Raw genomic sequence first — 20,684 nt, forward strand, 5'->3', positions numbered from 1 at the left:
GGAGCACCTGCATGAGCCACAAGCGGATTGTTATTGCCGGCACCCGCAGCGGAGTTGGCAAAACGAGTATCGCCACCGGTTTAATGGCTGCCCTGGCTGCCAGGGGCTTCAAGGTCCAGGGTTTTAAAGTTGGTCCCGACTACATCGATCCCAGCTACCATACCCTGGCCACCGGCAGGCCTTCCCGCAACCTGGACACCTTTTTAATGTCCCGGGAAAACGTCCTGGAGGCATTTACCCGGGCTGCTGCCGGGGCTGATATAACCATTATTGAGGGTGTCATGGGCCTTCATGACGGCCACAGGAGTAGCGGCAGCGGTAGTACGGCCGCCATAGCTCGCCTGCTGGCAGCACCGGTCCTCCTGGTTGTGGACGCAACCTCCCTGGGCCAGAGTGTAGCTGCCGAAGTCCTGGGTTACCGGGCCTTCGATCCCGGGGTACACCTGGCCGGGGTGATCCTCAACCGGGTCAGCAATGAAAGCCACCTGCAACTGCTCCGCCGGGCCATTGAAGATTATACCGGCATAGCGGTGGTTGGCTGGCTTCAAAGGGGGGCTTTACCGGCCCTGCCCTCCCGGCACCTGGGGCTGATCCCGGCCGGAGAGCAACAGGGATTAAAAGCGGTTTTAAAAGAGCTGGCTGCTGCCGTGGCTGCAGGTATCAACCTGGAAGAGGTTGTTTCCCTGGCCACAAAGGCCGGCCCCCTACCGGCCGGCGGGAGCCAGAGCTTTGCCTCGGCAGCCCTGCAGGCCGGCGGGCCGGTGCCGGTGGCCGTCGCCAGGGATGAGGCCTTCAGCTTTTACTACCAGGATGCTCTGGATTATTTAACAGCCCTGGGAGCCGAGCTCATACCCTTCAGTCCTTTACACGATACCGCGCTGCCGGGGGAAGCAGCCGGGGTGATTATCGGCGGCGGCTTTCCGGAAATCTTCCTGGAGCCCCTGGCAGGCAACCAGCCTATGCTTACCGACCTGCGCCGGAGGGTAGCTGGGGGCATGCCGGTTTATGCCGAGTGTGGCGGCCTCATGTACTTGACCCGGCGGATAACCGACCTGGAGGGCCGGACCTGGAAACTAGCCGGGATAGTCCCGGCCGACTGCCAGATGCAGACCAAACTCGCCGGCCTGGGCTACCGGGAAGCCACCTTATACCAGGATAACCTCCTGGGTAAGAAAGGAGATCCAGTCCGGGGACACGAGTTCCACTATTCGCTGCTGACCGGCATGGCAGGAGACTTCCCCCCTGCCTATACCTGGTACGCCAGGGGCGGCGAGTACCATGAAGGCTACGCTACCCTCAGGCTACTGGCTTCTTATTTACATTTACATTTCCTGGGCAACCAGCAGGCCGCGTTAAATTTCCTGGCAGCCTGCCGGAGATACAGAACCCAGCGGAGGAGGAATTCTTCGTGCAATTATTAAACCAGACCCTGGCCGCCATTAAACCCCTGGATGAAGAGGCCATGGCCAGGGCCCAGGCCCACCTCGACGATCTCACCAAACCACCGGGAAGCCTGGGGACTCTGGAAACAATTGCCCGGCAGCTGGCCGGGATTAAAGGGGAAGTGCCGCGCCGGTTATCCCGCAAGACCCATATCCTCATGGCCGGGGACCATGGTGTAGTAGCTGAGGGAGTCAGCGCTTTCCCCCAGGAAGTTACACCCCAGATGGTGCTGAACTTTGCCAGCGGCGGGGCGGCCATTAACGTCCTGGCCCGCCATGCCGGGGCAGAACTGGTCCTGGTGGATATTGGCGTGGCTGCGGAACTGCCGGACCTCCCGGGTTTACTGAAAAGAAAAGTAGCTGCGGGCACGGCCAACCTGGCTCGGGGGCCGGCCATGACCAGGGAGCAGGCCATTGCCGCCCTGGAAGTAGGCATCGAGGTTGCCAATGAGAAAATTGCCGCCGGTAGCGAATTGCTGGGCATTGGTGAGATGGGCATCGGCAACACTACCCCCAGTACGGCCATCCTGGCCGCCTTCAGCGGCCTGCCGGTAGAGAAAATTACCGGCCGGGGGACGGGAATTGATGATCAACGCCTGCAGCTAAAGATTAATGCCATTCGCCAGGGGCTGGAAGTAAATCGTCCCAACCCTGAAGATCCCCTAGATGTCCTGGCCAAGGTAGGGGGGATGGAGATTGCCGGTATGGCCGGGGTAATCCTGGCCGGGGCAGCCAGCCGGGTACCGGTACTTATCGATGGCTTTATTTCCGGGGCTGCCGCCCTGGTGGCCACCCGCCTGGCACCGGGAGCCAAAGCATACATCCTGGCCTCCCATCTTTCCGAAGAACCCGGGCATGCTGCTACCCTGGAACTCCTGGGTCTGAAGCCCATGCTGACCATGCAGATGCGCCTGGGCGAGGGTACCGGAGCCGCCCTGGGGATGACCATGGTGGAGGCAGCCATTAAGATTTACCACGAGATGGCTACCTTCAGCCAGGCCGGCGTTTCAGGGGCGCTCGACAGTTGAAAGGCCAGCTAAATGCCTTCCTTACAGCCCTCCAGTTTTTAACCCGTATCCGTTTAAGTTACGGGGAGAATTCCCCAGCTGCCTTTCAACAGAGTGTAGCCTTTTTTCCCCTGGTAGGGCTCCTCTTAGGGTTAATCCTTGCCGGGGCCTGGCAGGTGCTAAGTTACCTGGTTCCTGCTACCGCCAGGGCCGGCTTGGTCCTGGCCCTGGCAGTTTTCTTAAGTGGCGGCTTGCACCTGGATGGCTTTATCGACAGCATGGACGGCCTTTTTTCCGGCCGGGAGCGGGAACGCATCCTGGCCATCATGAAAGACAGCCATGTGGGTGCCCACGGCGTAACGGCAGTCGTTACCCTGCTGGTGGTAAAATACAGCCTGTTAACGGCCCTGCCGCCCGGGCACCTTTGGCTGGCCGGGCTGCCGCTACCGCCACTACTGGTGCTGATGCCTGTCTTGAGCCGCTGGGCCATGGTACCGGCCCTGACCTGTTTCCCCTATGCCCGTAAAGAAGGGCTTGGCACCCTTTTCCAGGCCGGCAGGGGCCGCCGGAGCTTGAGTATAGCTACCCTCATAACCGCCTTGCTGAGCTGGTTAATTATGGGGCTACCGGGCCTGGTTTACCTGCTGCTGGTGGCCCTGGTGTCCCTGGGCTGGTGCGGCTGGGTCAGGCGGCTCCTCGGGGGCCTGACCGGCGATACCTACGGTGCCCTGGCCGAAATAACCGAGGTTTTTATCCTGGCAGCGTATTTTTTCAGGCCGTGGTAAGGGGGTGGAAGCCATGCGGGGAGTAGCCCTGGCCCGTGGTGCCTGCGGCGAGTTGGTCCAGGGGATGGTTGACGGTAAATATTTCCTCATTACCTGCCCGATTAATATTAGTGCCGAAGCGACTGTAACTTTGATCCCAGGAGGCCGGCTTCAGGGTCCCCCGGGAAAGAGCAAGGCCCTGGCGGCAGTACGCCTGGCCATGGCCCGGCTGGGAGAGAAGCAATGGGGCGCCCGGCTGGCCATAAACAACCCCCTGCCGCCGGGCAAGGGGTTGGCCAGCAGTACGGCCGATGTGGCTGCGGCAGCCGCAGCTACGGCCAGAGCCCTGGGGGCAGAACTATCCCTGGAAGAGATTAAAAGGATAGCCCTGGCCATTGAACCGAGTGACGGTACCTTCCTGCCGGGCATTGTCCTTTTTGATCACCTCCGGGGCGAATTCTGGGAAAGTTTGGGGGAACCGCCGCCCCTGGCCATTTTAATCGTCGACCTGGGGGGGACGGTTGATACCGTCCTCTTTAACCAGCGCCGGGATCTAATGACTTTAAACCAGGCCAGGGAAGGGGCTGTCCGCCAGGCGGTGGCCCTGGTGCGGGAGGGACTGGCCCGCGGCCGGGCGGAATTAATTGCCCGGGGTGCTACTTTAAGTGCCCTGACCAACCAGGAAATTCTATACAAACCGGAACTGGAAACCCTGCTGGAGCTGGCTACCAGCCTTGGTGCCCTGGGGGTAAATGCGGCCCACAGCGGTACGGTAGCGGGTATCCTTTATCGACCTGGAGAAGTGGATATCCACGAACTGGAAAGAAAAATCCGGGCAGTCTTTCCTTATGTACATTTTATCCGGGCTACCATGACCGGTGGTGGAGTGGAGGCCAGGGATGAACCATGGTTTATGGGCAAACAGGTAACAGCGGTAGGGAGCTAGCCAGGCCAGTTCATGGCGGCGACTGGCAGGGGGCGGTAGAGAAATACGGCTGGCAGCCGGAAGATATACTCGACTTCAGTGCTAATATCAACCCCCTGGGGCCGCCCGCCGGGGTCCTCGAAACCTTGCAGCAAAACCTGCAGGCCATCCAGCGTTACCCCGATCCCTACTGCCGGCAGTTAAAAAAGGCCCTGGCTGATTACCTGCAGGTAGATGCGGCCGCCATTATAGCCGCCAATGGAGCGACAGAATTGATCTATCTCATCTGCCAGGCTTTAAAGCCCCGCCGCGTCCTTATCCCAGAGCCAACCTTTAGCGAATATCGCCGCGCCGCTTTAGTTGCCGGGGCCGAAGTGCTGATGCTGGAACTTGACCCGGCTTCTTCCTTTGCCCTGGATATAGCCCGCTGGCGGCAAAACCTGGCGCAAGTAGATCTCGCCTTTTTATGTAACCCCAATAACCCTACGGGCCAGCTCCTGGAAAGAGCAGTTTTAAAGGAAATAGTTGACTTGTGCCAGAGGTATGGCGTTTTTCTCCTTGTCGATGAATCCTTCCTCGATTTTCTTCCCAACTGGCCGGAACTTTCCCTGGGCAGCCGGGCGGCTGCCAGGGAGGGATTATTGTCCTTACGCTCCCTGACCAAGATTTTTGCTCTACCGGGACTGCGCCTGGGCTGTGGTGTGGGCCATCCGGAACTGGTAGCCAGGCTGGAAGCCCGGCGGGACCCCTGGAGTGTCAATATCCTGGCCCAGATAGCCGGTGCTGTGGCCCTGGCCGACAGGGAGTATTTAGAGGCGACGCGGGAATTAATCAGGCGGGAAAAAGAATATCTTTATCATGGGCTGGCGGGGCTGGCAGGATTCCGGCCCTATCATCCCGAAGTTAATTTTATCCTGACGGATATTACCGCCAGCGGCCTGACGGTTCCCCAGCTGGCAGCACACCTGGCCCGGGAACGTATCTTAATTCGCGATTGTTCTTCTTTCCCCGGCCTGGGGCCGGCCTATTTTCGCGTGGCCGTACGTGAGCGGTGGGCCAACCAGAAGCTGCTGGCAGCTTTAGAGAAAGCGGTGGAGGAGAGTTAATTGCAGGGTACAAGGGTTTACCTGGTCCGCCATGGTGAAACGGAGTGGAACAACTCGGGGCGCTACCAGGGGCATTCGGATGTGGCTTTGAGTTCAAAAGGCCGGCGGCAGGCAGAATTGTTGCGCGAGCGTTTTCGCCATATCTCCCTGGACGGTGTTTACAGCAGCGATCTCAGCCGCGCCCGGGAAACGGCGGCAACCATTGCTGCTCCCCATGGACTGGAAGTGAATACAGTTACGGGTTTACGGGAAATAAACTTTGGCACCTGGGAAGGCCTGACCTACCAGGAGATAATAGCGCGTTTCCCCCGCGAGTGGGAAGAATGGCGGCAGGATCCGGGTAACAGGATTGTCCCTGGTGGTGAAAGTTTCCAGCAGGTCAAGGAGCGGGTCTGGGAAGCCTTTAACGGGATCGTCCGGCAGGAAAAGGGGCGCAGCATCCTTCTGGTCGCCCACGGCGGCAGCCTCAGGACCCTTATTTGTGCCATCCTGGAACTGGATTTAACTGCTGTCTGGCGCTTTCGCCTGGACAATACCGGGGTCAGTATTGTCGATTGTTATGACGATAAGCACATCCTGGTGCTCTTAAACGATACCCACCACCTGGAAACCCTGGGCGGGCCCGACGGCAGTGGTATTTTATAATCAATCCAGGGTAAAAGAAAACCCTTTAAGGCAAACTACCTCCAGGAGGTGTTTGCCGTGGAACCTACCTTCAAGCCCTCGCGAGCGCCCTGGAGCACCCGGCCGGGCTTAAAGGAAATGGCTGCTGAGGTCGGGATAGATTTTGACCGCTTCCTGGCCGGCCTGGCTGCCAACCGCTCCGATACCGAACTGGCAGCCGAATTCGGGGTGGATTCCCAGGTTATTTTTCGCCTGCGGGACCACTTTGAACGTTACGGGATTCATTCCATTATGGGGCAGGATTAGCCGGGTTTCCCGGCTATTTTTTATATTTCCCGGGGAACTAATTTCAGATATAATAGGCTGGAATCAGGAGTAACCTGACAACGTTTTACCGGACAGGAGGCTGGTACTGCCAGCCGGACTTATGGTATAATTAAGCAATAATTTGGTCCTGATTTAAGGGGGCTTAACCTTGACAATGGATAAGATTATTGGGGAAGGCTTGACCTTTGATGATGTCCTGCTGGTTCCGGGTGCCTCGGAAGTCTTACCGCGGGAAGTGGATATCAGTTCCAATTTCACCCGCCATATTCGCCTCAATACCCCCCTGGTAAGCGCCGCCATGGACACCGTAACCGAAGCCAGGATGGCCATCAGTATGGCCCGGGAAGGCGGCATCGGGGTTATCCATAAGAACATGTCCATTGAACGCCAGGCCAAAGAAGTTGACCGGGTTAAACGCTCAGAACACGGGGTCATCACCGATCCCATTTCCCTGACACCGGACCATAAGGTACGGGATGCCGTAGCTTTAATGGAGCATTATCACATTTCCGGCGTACCCATTACGGTTAACGGCAAGCTGGTGGGTATCATTACCAACCGGGATATCCGCTTCGAGGAAAATTATGACCGGCCCATCAGGGAAGTCATGACTAAAGACAACCTGGTGACGGCCCCGGTGGGCACTACCTTAAGCGAGGCCATGGCTATCTTGCGCCGCCACAAGATTGAAAAGCTGCCCCTGGTCGATGACGATTACAACCTGAAAGGGTTAATCACCATTAAGGACATCGAGAAGACCCGTAAATTTCCCCTGGCCTCCAAGGATGAAAGGGGGCGCCTCAGGGTAGCGGCAGCTGTGGGAACAGGTGCCGATACCATGACCAGGGTAGAAGCCCTGGTAGGGGCCGGGGTAGACGCCATCGTCGTTGACACGGCCCATGGCCAGGCCAGGAGTGTGCTGGAGACTGTCCGCCGGATTAAGGCCGCCTTTCCAGCAGTAGAACTAATAGCCGGTAATGTGGCCACAGCTGATGGGGCCCGGGCCCTGTGTGAGGCTGGTGTTGACGCCGTCAAGGTGGGCGTTGGCCCCGGTTCCATTTGTACCACCCGGGTTATTGCCGGCATCGGCGTGCCCCAGATCACGGCCATTATCGAATGTGCTCAGGCGGCAGCTCCCTTTGGTGTACCGGTGATTGCCGACGGGGGTATTAAATATTCCGGCGATGTTACCAAGGCCCTTGCTGCCGGGGCGAGTACGGTCATGATCGGCAGCCTGCTGGCCGGGACGGAAGAAAGCCCCGGGGAAATTGAAATCTTCCAGGGCCGCAGTTTTAAGAGTTACCGCGGTATGGGTTCCCTGGCGGCCATGAAGGAGGGCAGCAAAGACCGCTATTTCCAGGAAGAAGCGGAAAAGCTGGTACCGGAAGGCATTGAAGGCCGGGTACCCTATAAAGGCCCCGTGGCAGAAACCATCTTCCAGCTGGTGGGGGGCCTGAGGGCCGGTATGGGTTACTGCGGTGCCAGGAATATTGCCGAGTTGCAGGCTAAAGGTCGCTTCATCCGCATTACCCCGGCGGGCTTGAGGGAAAGCCATCCCCACGACGTCATGATTACCAAGGAGGCTCCCAACTACCGGATTTAAGGCCTGGGCATAACTTGGAGAGGGGTGGAAGCAATGGCGGCAGAAGTATTCTGGGCTGATATGCGGACAGAAAAAGGGAAGAATCTCGTGGACAAGGTAGCCGCTTTATGGCGTAAAGCCGGTTTTCAAAGGGCCATAGCGCCGGAAGACCTGGTAGCCATCAAAATCCATTTTGGCGAAAGGGGGAATCTGGCCTATATTAACGCGGTTTTTGCCCGCCGGGTGGTGGAACTGGTGAAAGCCAGCCGGGGTAAACCTTTCCTTACGGATTCCAATACCCTCTATGTAGGTTCCCGTTCCAACGCCGTCGACCATTTACAGACGGCCATTGAAAACGGTTTTGCCTATGCTGTGGCCGGTGCTCCCTTGATCATAGCCGACGGCTTGAAAGGCAAGGATTATTATGAGGTACCGGTTAACGGCAGGCATTTCCAGCAGGTTAAAATCAGCAGCGCCATTTACCACGCCGACAGCATGGTGGTCATGAGCCACTTTAAAGGCCATGAATTGACGAGTTTTGGCGGGACTATTAAGAACCTGGGCATGGGTTGCGGCAGCCCGGGCGGCAAGCAGATGATGCACAGCGATGTCCTTCCCAAGGTCCAGGAAGAAAAATGTATAGGCTGCGGCAGGTGCCGCCGCTGGTGCCCGGCAGGAGCCATTACCGTAAATGAAAAAGCCAGCATCAATGCCGGGCTGTGCATTGGCTGCGGTGAGTGCACCGTGACCTGCCCGGAAAGGGCTATTAAAGCGAGCTTCAAGAGTGACCCGGTAGTATTGCAGGAAAAGATTGTAGAATTTGCCCGGGGAGCTATCAAGGATAAAGAAAATAAATGCGTCTTCTTTAACTTTGTGATGCATGTGGCTCCCGAATGCGATTGTAACTCCTGGAATGACGCCGCCATTATCCCCGATGTCGGCATACTTGCTTCCTGGGACCCGGTGGCCCTGGACCAGGCTAGTTTCGACCTGGCCAATGCCCAGCCGGCCCTGCCAGGAACCCGCCTGGACGGTCACGAGGGCGTTAAAGATAAATTCCTGGCCATCAGTGGGTATGACGGTACACCCTTATTAAAATATGCCGAGGAGATTGGCCTGGGAACGAGAAACTATAACTTGATTAAACTCTAGCAGGAGGATGCGAAAGAATGGCGAATTTATATGTTAAAAAGCTGGAAGGCAGGTCCGGCCGGCAGCTGGCGTACCGCCTGGCCTATGGTTGCGATCTCCTGGAAGCCCTGCAGGGTATAGTCGCGGAAGAGGATGTACGTTTCGGTTCCATTAACTTTTTGGGTAGTGTTTTGAAGGCTAAAGTAGGATATTTTTTGGTAGATGAAAAGCGTTTTATAACCATGGAAATGGACCAGCTGATGGAAATTTTAAGCGGCCTGGGCAATGTTTCCCTGAAAGATGGTAAACCCTTTGTCCATGCCCACGTCACTTTCCTCGACCGCGAAGGAAAAATTCACGGAGGTCATCTCTTGCCGGGAACCATTGTTTATGCCGGGGAAGTTTTCATTGAGGAAATTGAGCTCCCGGCACCGCCGGAGCGGGTCTATGACCCGGTGACCGGATTAGCCCTGTGGAAATAGAATGGATTAAAGACTGGACAAATAATAATTTTACTGGGGGTGGGGATAATGCTCATACCGGTGAAGGTAAAACAGATAGTCCTGGATCAGAGCTTGAGCCCGGTAGTGTTACTGAGCGACCAGGAGGGAACTCAGGTTTTGCCCATCTGGGTGGGTCCCTTTGAAGCCCAGGCTATTGCCCTGGCCCTGCAGGGCATCCTGACACCGCGCCCCCTGACCCACGACCTGTTACGCTCCCTGTGTGAGAACCTGGGAGTGGAGGTTAAAAAGGTTCTGGTCCAGGATATCCGCGACGGTACCTATTATGCTGAACTTTACCTCCGCCAGGGGGATAAAGAGATAGTAGTTGATGCCCGGCCCAGCGACGCCATTGCCCTGGCCCTCAGGACCAACGCACCCCTCTATATCACTGAAAAGGTGGCAGCCTATACCTTAAATATTGAGGACCTGGTCAGTGCAGACCAGGTTGAGGATTTGCAGCAAATGCTGGTAGATAGTAAACCGGAGGATGATAAAAAGCACCTGCATTAACAGGTCCTCCATCCCGGCCAGGCAAAAGGCCGGGATTATTTGTAACCAGGGCCAGGAAAATGTATAATAAAAAGGAGTTACATTCTATACTTCCGGAGGGTTCAAGTTTGGCGGGTCAAGGGAAAACCTTTAAGATTATCACCTACGGTTGCCAGATGAATCAAAGGGACAGCGAAATGATGGCCGACCTCCTCCAGGCAGCAGGTTATGAGCCGGTGGCTGACGAGGCAGATGCTGATGTCATTGTCCTTGATACCTGCTGCGTGCGGGAAAAGGCTGAGAATAAAGTTTACGGTAAACTGGGCCAGATAGAAAGACTGAAAAGTGCCAATCCAGACCTGGTAATTGCCGTAGCCGGTTGTATGATCCAGCAGCCCGGCGTGGCCGCAAAGATCCGCCAGCAGGCACCTTATGTCGATTTGCTCCTGGGGACCCATAACCTGGCTGAATTGCCCAAGCTGGTTGAGGAAATCAGGGTACTGCACCAGCCCCGGGTAGCAGTCCGGGAAGAGGAAGGCGCGATAGTAGAAGATTTGCCCCGGCGCCGGGCCCGCGGCGCCCAGGCCTTTGTAACCATTACCTATGGCTGCAATAATTTTTGTACCTACTGCATCGTGCCCTATGTCCGCGGCCGGGAGAGGAGCCGCCGGCCGGAAGATATATTAAAAGAAATCAAAGACCTGGTTGACCAGGGGGTTATTGAGGTAACCCTGCTGGGCCAGAATGTCAATTCCTACGGGCGTGATTTAGAGGAGAAAATTAGTTTTGCCGGCCTGTTAACCAGGGTCAATGCCATTGAAGGTTTAAAACGTATTCGCTATGTGACTTCCCACCCCCGGGATTTTACTCCCCGGCTGGTGGAGACCATCAGCCGCCTGGACAAGGTGTGCGAGCACGTGCACCTGCCCGTTCAGGCCGGCAGCAACCGCATCCTGGAACTCATGCACCGGGGCTATACGCGGGAGCATTACCTGGAGCTGGTCGCCTCTTTACGCCGGCATATTCCAGGAATTAGCCTGACTACCGACCTTATTGTCGGTTTTCCCGGCGAAACGGAAGAGGATTTCAGGGAGACTCTGGACCTAGTGGCCAGGGTACAGTTTGATAATGCCTTTACCTTTATGTACTCGCCACGTAAAGGTACGGTGGCGGCTACCCTGCCCGGACAACTGCCCCTGGAAGTAAAGAAAGAACGCTTAAAGCGTTTAATGGAACTCCAGAACCAGATCAGCCTGGCGAAAAACGAAGCCCTGGTGGGGCAGGAAGTAGAGGTGCTGGTGGAAGGGCCGAGTAAAACGGATCCTTCCCGGTTAAGCGGGCGCACCCGGACCAACAAGCTGGTTATCTTCCCGGGGGACCAGAACTTAACCGGCAAGCTGGTCAATGTCCGGTTAACCCGGGCCCAGACGTGGTTATTAAAAGGGGAAATCAGCTGTGACTAAAGGACAGGCCCTGACACCCATGATGGAACAATACCGCCAGATTAAATCCCAGTATCCCGACAGCATCCTCTTTTTCCGCCTGGGCGATTTCTATGAGATGTTTTACGAGGATGCCGAAGTGGTATCCCGGGAATTGGACCTGGTGTTGACCTCCCGGGGCGGCAAGGAAGCGGCTCCCATGTGCGGGGTTCCTTATCACGCTGCCGATAGCTATTTAGCCCGCCTGATAGCTAAGGGCTATAAAGTAGCCATCTGTGAACAAATGGAAGATCCCCGCCAGGCCAAAGGCCTGGTCCGGCGAGAGGTTATCCGGGTGGTTACGCCAGGGACTATAATTGACGAAAAAGCCCTGCCGGCCAGGGGCAACAATTACCTGGCGGCCATCGTGGGTGAGGGCGGTAATTTAGGCCTGGCCTGGGCCGATGCCTCCACCGGTGAATTTCAATTTACCCTTTGCCCAGGCCTGGAAGAATTGCTTGACGAACTGGTACGCCTGATGCCCGCGGAGTATTTACTGCCACCTGAACTGGCCACCGATGCTTCCTTTTGCCGGCGCCTGCAGCTCTATACCCGGGGCGTAATTACCAGCTGGGCCCCGCCAGCCGACCCGGCAGCTGCCCGGCAGGCGCTCCTCGACCACTTTGGTAAGGATAAACTGGACCAGGTGGAATTACCGCCGGCAGCCGGCCTGGCCGCAGCCATGGTTCTATCCTTCCTGCAGGCTACCCAGCATAGCTCCCTGGCTCACCTGGATGCCCCGGCACCGGCAGCTTCCACCAGTCGTATGGTCCTCGACCAGGCTACCCGGCGCAACCTGGAGCTGGTAGCCTGCGGCCGGGAGCAAAAGCGAGAGGGTTCTTTACTCTGGGTCCTGGATAAAACGGTGACCGCCATGGGAGCCCGCACCCTCAGGCGCTGGCTGGACCAGCCCCTGGTGGATGTCAGGGCCATTAAGGCCCGCCAGGAGGCCGTGGCGGAACTGGTGGACGGTTTTATCCTGCGCCAGGAGTTACGGGAATCCTTACAGGCCGTACGGGACATGGAGCGCTTGGCCGGCCGGGTGGCTTATGGTACGGCCGGCGGGCGGGACCTCCAATCCTTAAGGGGGTCCCTGGCGGTGGTGCCGGAAGTTATGGAGTTACTGGTAGGTGTCCAGGCCAGGTTTTTACTTAAAATCAGGGAACAGATGGATCCCCTGGCGGATCTGGTGGACCTCCTGGGCCGGGCCATCGTCGATGACCCGCCGGTTAGTATCCATGAGGGAGGGATTATCCGGCCCGGTTATAACGCCGAGGTTGATCATTTGCGCCAGGCGGCAGAGCACGGCCGGGAATGGATAGCCAGCCTGGAAGCTGAAGAAAGGGAACGGACGGGGATCAAGTCGCTAAAGGTAGGCTATAACCGGGTTTTTGGTTATTACATAGAGGTTACCCGGCCGAATCTACCCCAGGTACCGGCTGATTATGAGCGCAAACAGACCCTGGCCAACGCTGAGCGCTTTGTTACCCGCCGCCTCCAAGAACTGGAACGCCAGGTCCTGGGAGCCGAAGAGAGACTGGTCCAGCTGGAGTATGAGCTTTTTCAAGCCCTCCGGGAAGAAGTGCTGAAAGTGCTGCCCCGCATCCAGCGCACGGCCCGGGCCCTGGGGGTCCTGGATGCCCTCCTTTCCCTGGCTACTGTGGCCGTGGATCATAATTATACCTGCCCCCAGGTAGATACCGGCATGGTTATCCAGATCGAGCAGGGGCGCCACCCGGTCGTGGAACTGGTGGAGGCCCACGGTAGCTTCGTACCCAACGACACTTACCTGGACCAGGAACAGCGGGTGCATATTATTACCGGCCCCAACATGGCCGGCAAATCCACCTATATCCGCCAGGTGGCTTTAATAGTGCTTATGGCCCAGATCGGCAGCTTTGTGCCGGCCCGCAGGGCAAGGATCGGGGTGGTAGACAGGATCTTTACCCGGGTGGGCGCCGCCGATGACCTCTTTGCCGGCCAGAGCACCTTTATGGTCGAGATGCAGGAAGTGGCCAACATCTTGCGCCATGCTACCCGGCGGAGCCTCGTCATCCTGGATGAAGTAGGGCGGGGGACAAGTACTGCCGACGGTTTAAGTATTGCCAGGGCGGTCACGGAGTATTTACATGATGTCACCGGCGCCCGCACCCTCTTTGCCACCCACTATCACGAACTGGTAACCCTGGCAGGGCAGCTGGCCGGGGTAAAAAATTACTGCGTAGCCGTCCGGGAAGAGGGGGAAGAGATTACCTTCCTGCGCACCATTGTTCCCGGCAGTACCGATAAAAGCTATGGTATACATGTGGCCCGCCTGGCCGGTTTACCCCCTGCGGTGCTTAAGCGTGCCCAGGAGCTTTTAGAACAGCAACCCGGTGGTGAAGTCCGGGCTGCCGTGAAAACGGTAAAGAACATAACACTGACCAGCATTGAAAAACAGGTTTTACATGAGCTGGCGAGTTTCGCCCTGATGGCCGCCACGCCCCTGGAAGCCATGGAACAGATTTTCCGCTGGCAGCGGCAGCTCCACCAGCAGGGGGCGGAAATAGCAAAAATAAGCAGGGGATGATCCTTTGACAGGCGAACTTTGTCCCAGGATAGCCATCCTGGATGCCGACACAGCCAACCAGATCGCCGCCGGGGAAGTAGTCGAAAGGCCGGCCTCGGTGGTCAAAGAGCTGGTGGAAAATTCTTTAGATGCCGCTGCCCGGCATATTACCATTGAAGTTAAAGGGGGCGGCCTCACCTTAATCCGTGTCCGGGATGACGGCTGGGGGATTAACCGGGAGGATGCTGCCCTGGCCTTTGCCCGCCATGCTACCAGCAAGATTCGCCGGGCCGCCGACCTGTGGGGGATTACCACCCTGGGCTTCCGGGGTGAAGCTTTACCCAGTATTGCCGCCGTGGCCCGGGTAGAAATGGATACCAGGCCCCCAGGAGAGACTGCCGGTACCAGGGTAAGGATTGCCGGTGGCGGGGAGCCGGAGGTTACTGCAATCGGCTGCCCTCCTGGTACCACGGTTACAGTGACCGATTTATTTTATAATACTCCGGCGCGGCGGCAGTACTTAAAGAAACCGGCTAACGAGGCCCGCGCCATTGTTGCTGCTGTAGAAAAGCTGGCCCTGGCCCACCCGGAAGTAGCCTTCAATCTCCACTTGGAGGGAAGGCGCCTGCTGTCTACCCCGGGTAATAGTGATTTACAGGCAGTAGTGGCGGCCATTTACGGCCTGGAAACAGGCCGGGAATTACTGCCCCTGGCCGGCGAGGGCGAGGGCTGGACGCTGAAGGGTTTCATATCGCCCCCTTGGCTGCACCGGGCCGGCCGCAGCCAGCAGGTGTTAACAGTCAACGGTCGCTATATTTTTAACCGCCTCCTCACCCGCGCTGTGGAGGAGTGTTACCAGGCCGTTATTCCCAGCGGCCGCCATCCCCTTTTTATCCTGCAACTGGCTATAGACCCCCGCCTGGTGGATGTCAATGTTCACCCGGCCAAACTGGAGGTGCGCTTCCAGCAGGAATACGAGCTGGCCCGGCAGGTAGCCGCCCTGGTAAACAGGGCCCTGCATACTCCCCGGGCCGTCGCGCCGGCAACCACTGCCGCCGCGCCGGTAACCACTGGACGGCTGGAGGGAAGAAAGGCGGCCGGGCCGGGGGCCCTCCAGCAGGATTTTGCTTTCCAGCGAAAGGAAGTACAAGCCCGGTTATGGGGAGAATATATATTAAAGGAAAGGCCTGCGGATGAGGAAAAAAGGGCAGAAAAGGTTGGAGAAGTTCAGGCGGTAAAACCTGATATGGAAATTGATGGCCGGAGTGACTTACAAACAGAAGCGGTGGATGCGAACGGCCAGGTCCTACCGCCTTTAAGGGCCATAGGCCAGCTACTTAATACCTACATCCTGGCTGAAGGCAAGGATGGCCTTTATATCATTGACCAGCACGCGGCCCATGAACGCTGTCGCTTTGAAAGCCTGCAAAAACGGGTTAACTCCGGCAGGTGGCCGGCGCAGATGCTGGAGCCCCCCCTGACCTTACACCTGGCCCCGGCCATGACGGTGAAACTCATTGACCAGATTGTGACCTTGCGGGAGCTGGGGTTTATAGTTGAAACCTTTGGCGCCAATTCCTTTTTACTGCGGTCGGTGCCCTTAGGTGTACCGCCGGGTAAAGAAAGGGAAGTCCTTGAGGATTTCTTGGCCGGCGATAATCTGCCGGCAGGGGAAAGGCTCCTGAAGCTCATCGCCTGTCATGGGGCCATAAAAGCAGGGGACCCCCTCAGTGGGGCAGAGATGCAAAAGCTTTTGGAAGAACTGCAGGGCCTTAGCCAGCCTTATACCTGCCCCCACGGCCGGCCGGCAGTGGTCCGCCTGGACCAGGCCACCATCGCCCGTTATTTTCACCGGCCTTTAGCGTAAATGGAGGATGTAAAAACTTGACTGCCAAGGAACCCCTGGCGGCCATCGTCGGGCCCACGGCTACCGGTAAATCGGCCATAGCCCTGCAGGTAGCTGCCAGGCTGAAGGCGGAAATAATCTCCGTTGATTCCGCCCAGGTTTACCGGGGTATGGATATTGGCACAGCCAAATTAACGCCGGCAGAACGGGTGGGCCCTGACGGAGTACCCATACCCCATCATTTAATCGACATTGTTAATCCGGACGAGCCCTTTAGTGTAGCTGATTTTCAAAGGCTGGCCCGGGAAACGGTAACGTCCATTCTCCAACGGGGACGCCTGCCCCTGCTGGTAGGGGGAACGGGCCTTTATTACCAGGCGGTAGTCGATCCCTACCTTTTTACTCCCATGCCCGGGGACAAAAAAATCCGGCAGCACCTGGAGGAACAGGCGCGGAGCCGCGGTAATGAATACCTTTATGAACAGTTAAAAAGAGTTGACCCGGAAGCGGCGCGGCGGATTCACCTCCATGACCGGCGCCGGCTGGTTAGAGCTTTGGAAGTTTATATCATGACAGGCAAGCCCATTTCGGCGGCCTTAGAATGGCGGCGACGGCAAGAAACGCCTTACCACCTGGCGGCAGTTGCCCTGACTATGCCCAGGCCGCAACTTTACCGCCGGATAGAAAACCGGATCGATGCCATGATAGCCAGGGGGCTGGTAGAGGAAGTCCGAGGCTTACTGGCCAGATATGATTACCGCCTGCCAGCCCTCCAGGCCGTGGGCTATAAGGAAATTGGCGCTTACGTCCGCGGTGAGATGGAACTGGAGGAAGCTGTAGCCCTCTTGAAACGCAATACCAGGCGCCTGGCCAAAAGGCAGCTGACATGGTTTAAGCGGGATACACGCCTGCGCTGGTGGGAAGTAGAACCCGGGAGGATAGAGGAAATATCAGCAGAGATTGCTAATTATATTGCAGGACACCTTGATATTAATGTAGAATAGGGTTATACTAAACAAAAAATACCAACCTGGAGGGTACAAAATGAATAAAACACAAGGGAACCTGCAGGACTTGTTTTTAAATGTGTTGCGCAGGGACAATACCCCCGTCACTATTTACCTGGTTAACGGTTTTCAACTGAAAGGGGTAGTACGGGGCTTTGACAATTTTACCGTGGTCCTGGATGCCGATGGCAAGCAACAAATGATCTACAAGCATGCCATTTCCACCATCATGCCCTTCCGGCCGGTTAATCTCATGGCCGAGAGCAAGGCGGAAGCCAAATAATACTTACCACCCCCGGAACTCCCCGGCCTGGACCGGGGAGTTTTTTCTGTCGGGTCAGGATGATTTAAGGGGACGGGTATAATCTGCGGTTCCAGGTTAAAAAATAGGGCCAAGGAGGAATTTTACATGCCCGGACCCAAAGTAAAGTGCAAAGTAAATACCTGCAACCACTGGATGAACGGCGACCTCTGTGCGGCAGGCAATATTGATATTATACATGAAGAAGAGGGCAAGATGGCCCAGAATCCCGAACAGACCCAGTGCAAGACCTTTTATGCCCGCCGGGGGCTGGCCAACCTGCTGGGCTCCCTGGATAATGTCAACTGGGGTGGCCTGGTGAGCAATACCTTCCTGCCAGGAGGAGAACTTTATCCTTCTGTTACCTGTATCGTCAATACCTGTACTTACTGGGCGGAAGGAAACCATTGTAAGGCCGAAAAGATTGATGTGGTCGGCGTTAATGCCGACGAAAGCCAGGATACCAACTGTTTTACCTTTAAGCGCAAAAGTTAAGCAGGAAAGAAATAGCAGGGCCGGTTCTACCGGCCTTTTTTCTTACCCGGCCCGGTGGCGCGTATAAATAAAATAAAGAGAGCAGGGGAGGGCGGGTGAGAAAATTGCAGGTTAAATTTGGCACCAGTAACACTAAAGGAAGTAACAGGTCCCTGATTCGCCCCCTCCAGCGTGACCGGGGCAGCGGGGAAAATGAATTAAACAGCAGGCGGCGGGTGGATGCTGTTATGGCCGAGCTGGAAAAAATGATCGGCCTGGAGAATGTCAAGGGTTTAATCAAGGAATTAAGGGCCTTTGTCGAGATTCAACGCCGGCGCCAGCGGGAAGGGCTGGTGAGCAGCGCCAATACCCTGCACATGATTTTTAAAGGCAACCCGGGTACGGGGAAAAGTACCGTCGCCAGGCTGATGGGGCGGTTATTCAAAGAACTCGGCGTCTTGTCCTACGGACACCTGATTGAGGTAGAACGGGCCGACCTGGTGGGGGAGTATATCGGCCACACGGCCCACAAAGCCCGGGAACAGCTAAAAAAGGCCATAGGTGGCATACTCTTTATTGATGAGGCCTATTCCCTGGCCCGGGGCGGGGAGAAGGATTTTGGCCGCGAAGCCATTGACGTCCTGGTCAAGGGTATGGAGGATTACCGCGATAACCTGATTCTCATCCTGGCCGGTTATAAAGACGAAATGGACTATTTCCTGGAGACAAATCCGGGGCTGCGTTCCCGTTTTCCTATCCAGCTGGAATTTCCCGATTATACCGTGCCGGAATTGCTGGCCATTGCCCAGGTGATGCTGGCTGAAAAACAATATATCCTTACGCCAGCGGCTGCCGGGGAGCTAGAAAAGATTTTACGCCGGGAAGTCCTTTTTGGCCACCGCTATAACGGTAATGCCCGCATGGTTCGCAATATTATCGAAAGGGCCATGCGCCGCCAGGCCTTGCGGTTGGTAAATAAGAAAAACCTTACCCGGCAGGAATTGATGAGTATTGAAAGGGAAGACCTGTTGCGACCGGCCCTGCCGGCCGGGGTAAAGGAAGGGGAAAGCAATCTTCCCGGGGGACCGCCGATCTGCTATAATAACTCCCGGTAGTTTGAGGTGTGGGGGTTAAGAATTGGATTGGCACAAAGTATAACCAGGTTTTTTCCCATTGCCCCCTGGCTGGTAGAGAAGCTAGAGGCAGCCGAAAATGACAGCCGGGAAGCAATCGCGGCCGTAAATGCCGTCAGCGCCTATAATCACTTAAAGGTACTCCAGGCCTTTCAAAGGCAGGGGATAAACGAGTACCATTTCCAGGATTCCACGGGCTATGGCTATGGTGACCTGGGGCGTTCCACCCTGGAGCGGCTTTTTGCCAGCCTTTTTGGCGGCAATGCTGCCCTGGTTCGCCCGCAGATTGTTTCCGGTACCCACGCCCTGACCCTGGCTTTAAGTGCCCTTCTGCGACCCGGTGATACCTTACTGTCCGCCTGTGGCCGCCCCTACGACACCCTGGCTACGGTCATCGGCCTGGGCCCGCGGGTAGCGGGAAGCTTAAGGGAATGGGGAATAAAATACGCCGAAGTAGCCTTAGATACCCAAGGCCGTCCGGACCTGGCAAAGCTGGCCGAGGCTGTAGATGTCATGCGGCCCCGTATGTGCCTTATCCAGCGTTCCCGGGGCTATAGCTTACGGCCTTCCCTGGGTATCCAGGAACTGGCCCGGATAATCAGCACCATTAAAGAGGCCAACCGGGAAACCGTCTGCCTGGTCGACAACTGTTACGGGGAGCTGGTAGAGGAGCAGGAACCGGGTGAGATAGGGGCCGACCTGGTGGTGGGTTCTTTAATTAAAAACCCCGGCGGCGGTCTGGCACCGGGCGGTGGCTATATAGTGGGACAGGAGGACCTGGTAGAGGAGGTGGCGGCGCGCCTGACCGCACCCGGCCTGGGGGGCGAGCTGGGGGCCTTTACTGAGAAACGCCTTTATTACCAGGGCTTATACCTGGCTCCCCTGGTAGTCAGGGAAGCCCTTACGGGAGCCATCGTTGCGGCTGCCTTTTTCCAAGGCCTGGGCTTTGACGTTGACCCTTTGCCCGGGGAACGAAGGCGGGATATCGTACAATGTATTATCCTGAGACAGCGGGAAACACTGCTGGCCTTTTGCCAGGGGCTGCAAAAGGGTTGCCCGGTAGAGGCGACTACGGTACCGGAACCAGCCCTGCTGCCCGGTTATGAAGACCAGGTCATCATGGCTGGGGGGACCTTTATCCAGGGCTCTTCCATTGAGCTCAGCGCCGATGGCCCCTTACGGCCGCCCTATGCCGTTTTCCTCCAGGGGGGACAGGCCTATCCCTATACCAGGGTCGCCCTCCTGATGGCGGCCCAGGAAATGGTAAACCGGGGTTTGCTTCAGGAGAAACGGCGGTAAAGGCCGGTGACCTTACCCAGGATGGTTACTTCCCGGGTTTTAATGGGTTGCAGGCGGCTGTTGGCCGGGACCAGTTCTATATGGTCTTCATAGCGGTGGAAATATTTAACGGTAGCTTCGTCACCGAGGAGAGCAACGACAATATCACCGTTTTCGGCCCTGTCCTGGGGCCGGACAATGAGGTAATCACCATCCAGGATACCGGCTTCAATCATGCTGTCGCCCTGGACCTGGAGCATAAAGGCGTCTTCACTCCCGGCCAGTTCGGAGGGGAGAGGGAAGACTTCTTCGATATTTTCCACGGCCAGGATGGGCTGACCCGCGGTAATTTTGCCCAACAGGGGGACGGAAACCATGTTTCTAGTGGTATGGGAAGGGCCCGGGTAGGTAGTAAGGATTTCGATGGCCCGGGAGCGGGTGGGATCGCGGCGGATGTAACCCTTTTTCTCCAGCCGGTTTAAATGGCCGTGAACGGTAGAACTTGAACGCAGGCCAGTAGCCTGGCAGATGTCCCGGACCGTAGGTGGGTAACCGTGCACATCGATAAAATGGCGGATATAGTTAAGGACCATTTCTTGCCTGGGCGTTAAATCGGACGTCAACCTCAATCCCTCCAGGTTCATTCTATAACTTATCCTAACATATTTTTACCCTGTAAACAACTGTTCGTTACAAGAACAGCAAAATATTTTCTG

20 protein-coding genes are annotated in these 20,684 nt (G+C 56.7%); 19 read left to right on the forward strand and 1 reads right to left on the reverse strand.

Going from position 1 to position 20,684, the window contains the following annotated elements; all coding sequences use genetic code 11:
• The first annotated feature begins 11 nt into the window (after nucleotides 1-11).
• The 19 genes from MOMUL_RS12905 (at nucleotide 12) to MOMUL_RS12995 (ending at nucleotide 19,989) form a co-directional block, all read left to right on the forward strand.
• Complete coding sequence (locus MOMUL_RS12905) at nucleotides 12-1,421, forward strand: cobyrinic acid a,c-diamide synthase CobB (RefSeq protein WP_062285425.1); 1,410 nt, start codon at nucleotides 12-14, stop codon at nucleotides 1,419-1,421.
• Nucleotides 1,409-2,470 carry a nicotinate-nucleotide--dimethylbenzimidazole phosphoribosyltransferase gene (cobT, locus tag MOMUL_RS12910; protein ID WP_084785649.1) on the forward strand — a complete coding sequence of 354 codons (1,062 nt, stop codon included), beginning with the start codon at nucleotides 1,409-1,411 and terminating at the stop codon, nucleotides 2,468-2,470. Before MOMUL_RS12905 ends, cobT begins: the two co-directional genes overlap by 13 nt.
• Nucleotides 2,467-3,234 (forward strand): adenosylcobinamide-GDP ribazoletransferase, encoded by a 768-nt coding sequence (gene cobS, locus MOMUL_RS12915; protein ID WP_062285427.1) that lies wholly within the window; start codon nucleotides 2,467-2,469, stop codon nucleotides 3,232-3,234. Before cobT ends, cobS begins: the two co-directional genes overlap by 4 nt.
• A 13-nt stretch (nucleotides 3,235-3,247) precedes the next feature.
• Nucleotides 3,248-4,159, forward strand: coding sequence for a GHMP family kinase ATP-binding protein (locus tag MOMUL_RS12920; protein WP_062285430.1), 912 nt, complete (start codon nucleotides 3,248-3,250; stop codon nucleotides 4,157-4,159).
• Nucleotides 4,120-5,244, forward strand: a complete 1,125-nt coding sequence (gene cobD / locus MOMUL_RS12925) for a threonine-phosphate decarboxylase CobD (protein ID WP_062285432.1) — start codon at nucleotides 4,120-4,122, stop codon at nucleotides 5,242-5,244. The genes MOMUL_RS12920 and cobD overlap by 40 nt, the downstream gene beginning before the upstream one ends.
• The gene (gene cobC, locus MOMUL_RS12930) at nucleotides 5,245-5,889 is read left to right on the forward strand and encodes an alpha-ribazole phosphatase (protein ID WP_062285434.1); all 645 of its coding nucleotides are present in this window, start codon (nucleotides 5,245-5,247) and stop codon (nucleotides 5,887-5,889) included.
• A 57-nt stretch (nucleotides 5,890-5,946) separates the two neighbouring features.
• Nucleotides 5,947-6,174, forward strand: coding sequence for a hypothetical protein (locus MOMUL_RS12935; protein WP_083476759.1), 228 nt, complete (start codon nucleotides 5,947-5,949; stop codon nucleotides 6,172-6,174).
• A gap of 175 nt (nucleotides 6,175-6,349) precedes the next feature.
• A complete protein-coding gene (gene guaB / locus MOMUL_RS12940; RefSeq protein ID WP_062285500.1) occupies nucleotides 6,350-7,798 on the forward strand; it encodes an IMP dehydrogenase in 1,449 nt (482 codons plus the stop codon).
• Nucleotides 7,799-7,831: 33 nt separating this feature from the next.
• The gene (locus MOMUL_RS12945; RefSeq protein WP_062285436.1) at nucleotides 7,832-8,929 is read left to right on the forward strand and encodes a DUF362 domain-containing protein; all 1,098 of its coding nucleotides are present in this window, start codon (nucleotides 7,832-7,834) and stop codon (nucleotides 8,927-8,929) included.
• Between the two features lie 17 nt (nucleotides 8,930-8,946).
• Nucleotides 8,947-9,390 (forward strand): PPC domain-containing DNA-binding protein, encoded by a 444-nt coding sequence (locus tag MOMUL_RS12950; protein WP_062285438.1) that lies wholly within the window; start codon nucleotides 8,947-8,949, stop codon nucleotides 9,388-9,390.
• Nucleotides 9,391-9,438: 48 nt separating this feature from the next.
• Nucleotides 9,439-9,921, forward strand: coding sequence for a bifunctional nuclease family protein (locus tag MOMUL_RS12955; RefSeq protein WP_062285440.1), 483 nt, complete (start codon nucleotides 9,439-9,441; stop codon nucleotides 9,919-9,921).
• 59 nt (nucleotides 9,922-9,980) lie between these two features.
• Nucleotides 9,981-11,363, forward strand: a complete 1,383-nt coding sequence (miaB, locus tag MOMUL_RS12960) for a tRNA (N6-isopentenyl adenosine(37)-C2)-methylthiotransferase MiaB (protein ID WP_062285442.1) — start codon at nucleotides 9,981-9,983, stop codon at nucleotides 11,361-11,363.
• A gap of 19 nt (nucleotides 11,364-11,382) precedes the next feature.
• Nucleotides 11,383-13,950: a DNA mismatch repair protein MutS gene (mutS, locus tag MOMUL_RS12965; protein ID WP_062285502.1), complete on the forward strand. Its 2,568-nt coding sequence runs from the start codon at nucleotides 11,383-11,385 to the stop codon at nucleotides 13,948-13,950.
• 4 nt (nucleotides 13,951-13,954) lie between these two features.
• Entirely contained in the window at nucleotides 13,955-15,796 is a 1,842-nt protein-coding gene (gene mutL, locus MOMUL_RS12970) for a DNA mismatch repair endonuclease MutL (protein ID WP_062285444.1), read from the forward strand.
• Nucleotides 15,797-15,813: 17 nt separating this feature from the next.
• Nucleotides 15,814-16,779 carry a tRNA (adenosine(37)-N6)-dimethylallyltransferase MiaA gene (gene miaA / locus MOMUL_RS12975; RefSeq protein WP_062285446.1) on the forward strand — a complete coding sequence of 322 codons (966 nt, stop codon included), beginning with the start codon at nucleotides 15,814-15,816 and terminating at the stop codon, nucleotides 16,777-16,779.
• Between the two features lie 40 nt (nucleotides 16,780-16,819).
• On the forward strand, nucleotides 16,820-17,065 hold the full coding sequence (hfq, locus tag MOMUL_RS12980) for an RNA chaperone Hfq (protein WP_062285448.1): 246 nt from the start codon (nucleotides 16,820-16,822) through the stop codon (nucleotides 17,063-17,065).
• A 126-nt stretch (nucleotides 17,066-17,191) separates the two neighbouring features.
• Nucleotides 17,192-17,578, forward strand: a complete 387-nt coding sequence (locus tag MOMUL_RS12985) for a DUF1540 domain-containing protein (protein WP_062285450.1) — start codon at nucleotides 17,192-17,194, stop codon at nucleotides 17,576-17,578.
• Between the two features lie 104 nt (nucleotides 17,579-17,682).
• The gene (locus tag MOMUL_RS12990) at nucleotides 17,683-18,672 is read left to right on the forward strand and encodes an AAA family ATPase (RefSeq protein WP_064774428.1); all 990 of its coding nucleotides are present in this window, start codon (nucleotides 17,683-17,685) and stop codon (nucleotides 18,670-18,672) included.
• 27 nt (nucleotides 18,673-18,699) lie between these two features.
• Complete coding sequence (locus MOMUL_RS12995) at nucleotides 18,700-19,989, forward strand: methionine gamma-lyase family protein (RefSeq protein WP_236713115.1); 1,290 nt, start codon at nucleotides 18,700-18,702, stop codon at nucleotides 19,987-19,989.
• On the opposite strand, the gene lexA is transcribed toward MOMUL_RS12995, so the two are convergent.
• A complete protein-coding gene (gene lexA, locus MOMUL_RS13000) occupies nucleotides 19,971-20,591 on the reverse strand; it encodes a transcriptional repressor LexA (protein ID WP_153018406.1) in 621 nt (206 codons plus the stop codon). The genes MOMUL_RS12995 and lexA overlap by 19 nt on opposite strands.
• Nucleotides 20,592-20,684: the final 93 nt, after the last annotated feature.

The organism is Moorella mulderi DSM 14980, assembly GCF_001594015.1.
Taxonomy (GTDB): domain Bacteria; phylum Bacillota; class DSM-521; order Neomoorellales; family Neomoorellaceae; genus Neomoorella; species Neomoorella mulderi.

Coding starts and splice junctions, on each gene's coding strand:
- MOMUL_RS12905 (WP_062285425.1), top strand. CDS start 12: ATGAGCCACAAGCGGATTGTTATTGCCGGCACCCGCAGCGGAGTTGGC.
- MOMUL_RS12920 (WP_062285430.1), top strand. CDS start 3,248: ATGCGGGGAGTAGCCCTGGCCCGTGGTGCCTGCGGCGAGTTGGTCCAG.
- cobD (WP_062285432.1), top strand. CDS start 4,120: ATGGTTTATGGGCAAACAGGTAACAGCGGTAGGGAGCTAGCCAGGCCA.
- guaB (WP_062285500.1), top strand. CDS start 6,350: ATGGATAAGATTATTGGGGAAGGCTTGACCTTTGATGATGTCCTGCTG.
- MOMUL_RS12945 (WP_062285436.1), top strand. CDS start 7,832: ATGGCGGCAGAAGTATTCTGGGCTGATATGCGGACAGAAAAAGGGAAG.
- MOMUL_RS12950 (WP_062285438.1), top strand. CDS start 8,947: ATGGCGAATTTATATGTTAAAAAGCTGGAAGGCAGGTCCGGCCGGCAG.
- MOMUL_RS12955 (WP_062285440.1), top strand. CDS start 9,439: ATGCTCATACCGGTGAAGGTAAAACAGATAGTCCTGGATCAGAGCTTG.
- miaB (WP_062285442.1), top strand. CDS start 9,981: ATGTATAATAAAAAGGAGTTACATTCTATACTTCCGGAGGGTTCAAGT.
- mutS (WP_062285502.1), top strand. CDS start 11,383: ATGATGGAACAATACCGCCAGATTAAATCCCAGTATCCCGACAGCATC.
- hfq (WP_062285448.1), top strand. CDS start 16,820: ATGAATAAAACACAAGGGAACCTGCAGGACTTGTTTTTAAATGTGTTG.
- MOMUL_RS12985 (WP_062285450.1), top strand. CDS start 17,192: ATGCCCGGACCCAAAGTAAAGTGCAAAGTAAATACCTGCAACCACTGG.